Origin of the sequence: Kocuria sp. 2SI (assembly GCF_005502825.1) — a bacterium.
GTDB lineage: Bacteria > Actinomycetota > Actinomycetes > Actinomycetales > Micrococcaceae > Kocuria > Kocuria palustris.
The window spans coordinates 1-1,340 of record NZ_SCNB01000051.1; the positions used below are offsets into that span (position 1 = coordinate 1).

Consider the following 1,340-nt stretch of genomic DNA (forward strand, 5'->3'; position numbering starts at 1 on the left):
GGGCCTTGACCCTGAATCTTGGACACGGTGTCATTTCGGTTATGCCGCTTCCGGGAGTGTAGCGGAGGCGGCGGCTTCGTAGGCGTTCGGAGCGATGTTGCCGATCGCGCAGTGGCGCCTGCGGGTGTTGTAACGGTTCGCCCACCGGAACACGGCCCGGTATGCCGTCGGCGCGTCGGGGAACCCCGCCCGACCCTCGAGCAGCTCGCGTTTGAGGGCGGCGTTGAAGCTCTCGGCGAGGGCGTTGTCGGCCGAGGAGCCGATCGCGCCCATCGACTGCGTCACGCCCAGGTCCGTGCAGAGCTGCGCGTAGGCCTTCGATGTGTAGACGGCGCCGTGGTCGGAGTGGAACACCGTCCCGGCCAGCGTCCCGCGCTCGTGCCAGGCGGCCTTCAGCGCGTCCTCGACGAGCTCGGTGCGCATGTGATCGGCCATGCTCCAGCCGGCGAGCTTGCGTGAGCCCAGATCGATGCAGGACGCGAGGTAGAGGTTCGTGCCGTCGGCGATGGGCAGGTAGGTGATGTCCCCGACGTAGCGGCGGCACGGCACGCCGATGCTGAAGTCGCGGCCGAGCAGGTCGGGGAACCGCCTGCCGGACTGGTCCGGGAGCGTGGTCCTCACGCGCTTGCGCAACCGGATACCGGCCAGGCCGTGCTCGCGCATCACGCGGGCTACTCGCTTGTGGTTGACCCGATCGCCGGGCGTCGTGCCCTCGTTGAGGTCGGCCGTGACCCGGGGCGCGCCGTAGGCGCGGTCCCCGCCCCGGGCGGGATCCTGCAGCACCTGGATCCGCGCCACCAGCGCCGCGTCGGCCGCCGCTCTCGCTGCCCGTGTCGGCGCGGCGGCCAGCCACGCGTAGAACGATGACCGGGCGACCTCGACGACCTCGCACAACCGCTTCACGCCCCAGGCGTCCTTGTGGTCCTCGACGAACTGGAAGCGGTTCACCAGTTCGTCTCCCCGGCGAAATACTTCGCCGCCTGACGGAGGATGTCCCGCTCCTGCGCGAGCTTGTGGGCCTCGGCTTGCGCTGCGGCCAGCTCGGCTTCCAGCCTCCTGACCTTCGCCGCCTGCGACTCCGACCGCCCCGCGACCGGAGCGACCACCTCCCCGGTCCTCGTGGTCCCGGAGCCGAGCTTGTCGACCCACTCCTTCAACGAGCCCCGGGACACGCCCAGATCCGCCGCGATCCCCTTGAGCGTCGCGCCCGGCGTGGACTCGTACAAGTCCACCGCCCGGCGACGGAACTCGTCGGTGTAGTTCTTCCTTGCCATCCTTGGATTCTCGCTTCCCCAGCATCGTGCTGGATTCCGCGTGTCCAAGATCAGGGGTTAAGCCCC

The 1,340-nt window shown here is 69.6% G+C and carries 1 protein-coding gene; it reads right to left on the bottom strand.

Translation table 11 applies throughout. From position 1 onward, the window contains the following. Window positions 1-39: 39 nt before the first annotated feature. Window positions 40-1,274 (bottom strand): IS3 family transposase gene (locus tag FFS25_RS13265; RefSeq protein ID WP_100244787.1). Its coding sequence is split into 2 segments (ribosomal slippage): window positions 40-965 and window positions 965-1,274, totalling 1,236 coding nucleotides; the frame shifts between segments, so codons are not numbered across the junction. Between the last annotated feature and the right edge of the window lie 66 nt (window positions 1,275-1,340).